Genomic DNA, 5,032 nt, shown 5'->3' with positions numbered 1-5,032 from the left:
GCTTCGCCGGCCGCGACGTCGACCACGTCGCCGGCATCCTCATCATCCTCGCCGGAGGTGACTTCGTGACGAGCGTGACGTCTCACCTCGCGCAGGCGGCTCTCGCGCTGCCGCTCATCGGCGCGCTGCTGGCGTTCGTCCTCGGACGCCGCAACGTCGTCGCCTTCGTCCTCGCCTCCGTGACGACGGCCGCGGCGCTCGGCGCGTCCGTCTGGCTGGTCCTGCGTCATCTCGGTTCGGGGGTGGCGCAGGACGTCACGACGCTCGACGCGCTGCCGCTCGGGCCCACGCTGCGGGTGCCGCTGCAGTTGCGCGACGACGCGACGAGCGCGCTCATCGTCGCCGTCGTGCTTCTCGTGTCACTGACGGTGCAGCTCTTCGCGCGCTGGTACCTGTACTCCGATCCGCGCTATCGCGTGTTCGCCTCCAGCGTCGCGCTGTTCACTGGAGCGATGGTGCTCGTCGTGCTGTCGAACGACGTGCTGCTCACGCTGATGGGCTGGGAGGTCATGGGCTGGTGCTCGTACCTGCTCATCGGTCACGAGAGCGAGCGTGCTGCGGCCCGCCGCGCAGCGTTCAAGGCCTTCGTCGTCACCCGCCTCGCAGACGCGCCGTTCATCGTCGGCCTCGCGGCGCTCGCGATGGTCGCGCACACGACGCGTTTCAGCGACATCCTCAGCACGTGGACGCACATCGACGGCCCTCTGCGACTCGCCGTCCTGCTCGGCCTCGTCTGCGGCGTGCTCGGCAAGTCGGCGCAGCTGCCGTTCAGTGACTGGCTGCCTGATGCGATGGAGGGCCCGACGCCCGCCTCCGCGCTCATCCACGCCGCGACGATGGTCGCCGCCGGCACCGTCGTGCTCGCCCAGTTCGAGCCGCTGCTCGCGCTCGAACCGACAGCCCGCCTGACGCTCGTCCTCGTCACCGGTGTCACGTCGCTGCTCGCGGCGCTGGCCGCGTTCTGCCAGTTCGACCTCAAGCGGTTGCTCGCGTGGTCGACCGTCAGCCAGGTCGGGCTCATGCTGCTGGCCGTCGGCGCCGTCCCGCCGGGTGACTCGGCCGACGCCGCGCTGCTCCACCTCGTCGGCCACGCCTTCTTCAAGTCGATGCTGTTCTTGCTGCTCGGCTGGCTGTCCGTCGTCATCGGCAGCACGCTCGCGAGTCGCATGTCGGGGTCGCTGCGTCGCCTGCCGCGCACGTTCGTTCCGGCGACCCTCGGCCTGTTCACCATGGCGGGGCTGCCGCCGACGATCGCGTTCGTCTCGAAGGATGCGATGATCAACGACGCAGCGCGCTCGCAGGCGGACGGACACGTCGAAGGGCTCATCGGGTTCATCATGCTGTTCCTCATCGTCGCCGCGACTGCCGCGTATTCGATGCGTGCCTGGCTCATCCTGCAGCACCGCACGACGCTGGAGCGCCGCGGTGAACGTCAGGTCCTCAACGACTCGCACGTCGTTCGCGACGTCGACATCGTCGAACTACTGCGCACCTCGCCCGAGGTCGACGAGCACGGCGAGGAGATCGCCGCCGTCGAGGAGTACGACGAGGACGAGGTGCTGCCGCGCCCCGGCGTCATGGTGCGGTTCATGATGTGGGTGCTCGCCCTCGGCGGCATCTTCGGTGGAGCCCTCGCGCTGACGCCGCTCATCGACATCGACACCCGGCATCTCAACCTGCCGATGATGGGGGCCACCGTGCTGCTCGTGCTCGCGTCGGTGCTCGTCGTGCGCATCATGTCGCTGCGTCAGCTCTACGGTGACGCCTCCCGGCGCCTGCCGCGTCGCATGACGCTGCTCGCCACGCGCGGGTTCGGCCTCGACCGTGCCTACCTCGCGTTGGCGCGGCCGATCGTGTGGTTCGCCCATGTCGTCCACGGCACCGATCTTCGTCTCGCCGCAGCGCACGACACGCTGCCTGCCGGCATGGCGCGCCTCGGCGACCTCGCCGACGCACCGCACACGCGCCGCCCCTCGACGGGCCTGTCGTGGGTCGTCGTCGGCGTCGTCGTCGCCTCGGTCGTGGGGGTGACGTTGTGGTGATCGCCCTGCTCCTCGCCAGCGCCCTGCCGCTCGGTCTCGGCGCCGCTCTCATGGCGGCCGACCGTCTCGGACGTCCGCTGTCGCACACCGCCGCCTGGTGCATCGCCCTCCTGACCGCGGCTGCGTCGCTCGGCGCCGGCCTCGCCGCGGCGATGGGGGACGCCGTCGTCGACCGGCCGTGGGTGCCGCAGATCGGGCTGCGCCTGCACCTGACGATCGACGGCATCAGCGCGCCCCTCGTCGTGCTCGCCGCAGCGGTGACGCTGCTCGCCGTCGCCGTGTCGTCCCGTCAGCGTCCGAAGGGCACGCCGGGGCTGTTCTACGGCAGCCTGCTCGTCGTGCTCGGCGCGGCCGTCGCCGCGTTCACGGTGCGCGACGTCATCGGCTTCTTCATCGCCTTCGAGGTCGCCCTCGTGCCGATGTGGGTGCTCATCGACCGCTTCGGTGACGCTGCGCCCGCCGAGCGTCGTCGCGCCGGGTGGATGTTCGCGCTCTACACCGTCGGTGGCTCCATGCTCATGCTCGCGGGGCTGCTCGTGCTCGTCGCCGCGACCGGCACGAGCGACCTCGACCACCTCACGACGGCCGCACACCGTCTGCCATTCACGACGACGCTCATCGCCGCGACGCTCATCAGCGTCGGCCTCGCCGTCAAGGTGCCGCTGCTCGGCGTGCACGCGTGGCTGCCGCGCGCTCACACGGCGGCACCGACTGCCGGTTCGATGATGCTCGCCGCCGTGCTGCTCAAGCTGGGCACGTACGGTTTCGTCCGTCTCGTCGCGCTGCCGATGCCGGACGCATGGCGCCGCATCGCGCCGATCGTCGCGATCCTGGCGGTCGCCGGCATCATCGTCGGTGGCCTCGTCTGTCTCGTCGAACACGACCTCAAACGCCTCGTCGCGTGGTCGTCGATCGCCCACATGGGTTTCGTCATGCTGGCGCTCGCGGCCGGGCAGGTCATCGGTTTCGGCGCCGCGCTCTACGGCAACATCGCGCACGGTGTCATCTCGGCGCTGCTGTTCGCGATCGTCGGTGCGCTGAAGGCGCGCCGTGGGCCGGTCGACGTCGACGCGCCCGCGCTCGGATTGCGTGACACCGATCCGCGACTCGGGTTCGCCCTGGTCGTCGGGGTCGCCGCTGCGTTCGGGCTGCCGGGGCTCGCCGGTTTCTGGGGCGAAATCCTCGCACTCTTCGCGGCGTGGGATGCGCCGTCACGACCCAACACCCTGTTCCACGTGCTGACGGCACTCGCCGCCCTCGGCGCCGTGCTCGCCGCAGTCTACGGCGCACGCGTATTGCGCGCCGTCTGGGCCGGCGACCTCGAGGACGACGCTCGTCGCGCGGCTGTCGATGACGCCCGTCGAGCGACTGCGAACGCTGCGTCTGACGCGGCGGCACAGCCTGGCGCGAGGACGACCGAGCTCGGCGCGGAACCGGCCGGTGCGAGTTCGTTCGACGCGACGGTCGTCGCCGACGCGTCGGATGGCGTGGCAGCCGTCGCGTCGCCGGCCGACGGCGCCGCGGCCACGCAGCGCGTCACGGGCGCGGAGTGGCTCGCGATCGGCGTGCTGACGCTCGCGACGATCGCCCTCGGTCTCGCCCCGAGCCCCCTCATGCATCTCATGAATGACGAGCTCGTCACGCTGCTGGGAGGCGTCAAGTGAAGATCTCCGTCGACGCTCTCGCCCTCGCTCCGGCTGCCGTGCCGATGGTCGCGGCGCTTCTCGTGCTGCTCGTCGACGTGGTCTTCCACGCCAAGGCGCGGTTGCCGTGGATCATCGCGGCTCTCGGTCTGATCGGTGCGTTGGGTGCCCTCGTCGTCGCGGGGCGCCGAGGGCACGTGGCGACGTTGTGCTCCGGCGGGGAATGCTGGTGGCGTCTCGACGCGCCGGGTACGGGCCTCGCGGGGTTGGCGCTCGTATCGGCGCTCGTCGTCGTCGTGCTCGCGGCGTTCGAGCCGGTGCGTCCGACGTCCCCTCAACGCGCCGCGGTGCGCGCCATGCTCGTGCTGTCCGCGACGGCCGGATGCGTCGGCGTCGTCGCCGCGCGAGACCTCGCATCCTGGCTCGTGCTCCTCGAACTCGCGACGCTGCCGAGCATCGCCCTCGTCGCGTTGCGTGGTGGCCGGGCGGCCGCGCACGGTGCGTTGACGTTGCTCGTCACGGCGCTCGCGTCGTTCGCCGTGCTCGCGCTGGGGTGTGCGTTGTGGTTCGCTGCGACGGGCACCATCGCGATGAGCGGTGACGCCGTCATCACGGCGTTCGCCGACCCGGCTCGCAAGCCGCTCGCCGTCGTCGCGATGATGCTCGTGCTCGCCGGTGTGGGTTTCAAGCTGTCGCTCGCGCCGTTCCACGCGTGGACGCCGGAGGCGTTCGCGGGGTCCGGCACGTGGGTCGCGGCGTTCCTCGCGACGACGTCCAAGGTGGGCGCGCTCGGCGCGATGCTCGTCGTCGTGTCGGCGGCGTCCGCGCTCGGTTCGCCGGCGCAGACGGCCCTCGGCATCATCGCGGCGTTGTCGATGACGCTCGGCAACGTCATGGCGCTGCGTCAGGTCGATCTGCTGCGTCTCATGGCATGGTCGACGGTCGCGCAGGCCGGTTGGGTGCTGCTGCCGCTCACGAGTGTCTCGGCCGGTTCGACGCATGCGGCCGCGCAGTATCTTGCGCTCTACACGCTGGGCACGGCCGCGGTGTTCGTGGTCCTCGCCGCGTTCGAGCGGCCCGGCCGGGCCGTGCAGATCGACGCGCTGCGCGGCATGTTCCGCTCGCATCCGCTGAGTGCGGCGACGATGGCGCTCGGCCTGCTCGCGCTCGCCGGGTTGCCGCCGAGCATCGTCGGTGTCGTCGCCAAGGTCGTCGCGATGAAGCCCGTCGCCGTCGACCACTCGTGGTGGCTGCTCGGGTTCGCGGTGCTCAACACGCTGCTCGGCGTCGCGGTGTATCTGCGCTGGATCGTCGCGATGTTCGTGCCGATCGGTGACGCGACGGGCG

3 protein-coding genes are annotated in these 5,032 nt (G+C 71.0%); all 3 read left to right on the top strand.

Going from position 1 to position 5,032, the window contains the following annotated elements; genetic code table 11:
* On the top strand, nucleotides 1–2,042 hold a 2,042-nt coding region (locus tag B2284_RS05345), incomplete at its 5' end, for an NADH-quinone oxidoreductase subunit 5 family protein (protein WP_286697272.1).
* Nucleotides 2,039–3,706, top strand: a complete 1,668-nt coding sequence (locus B2284_RS05340) for a complex I subunit 4 family protein (RefSeq protein ID WP_136788543.1) — start codon at nucleotides 2,039–2,041, stop codon at nucleotides 3,704–3,706. The genes B2284_RS05345 and B2284_RS05340, both read left to right, overlap by 4 nt.
* A partial coding sequence (locus B2284_RS05335) for an NADH-quinone oxidoreductase subunit N (RefSeq protein WP_286697271.1) occupies nucleotides 3,703–5,032 on the top strand: 1,330 nt, incomplete at its 3' end. The genes B2284_RS05340 and B2284_RS05335, both read left to right, overlap by 4 nt.

Origin of the sequence: Dermacoccus sp. UBA1591 (genome assembly GCF_002322065.1) — a bacterium.
Lineage (GTDB): Bacteria > Actinomycetota > Actinomycetes > Actinomycetales > Dermatophilaceae > Dermacoccus > Dermacoccus nishinomiyaensis.
The sequence above is the reverse complement of the archived record's forward strand: the minus strand, read 5'-3'. Positions and strand labels throughout refer to the sequence as shown.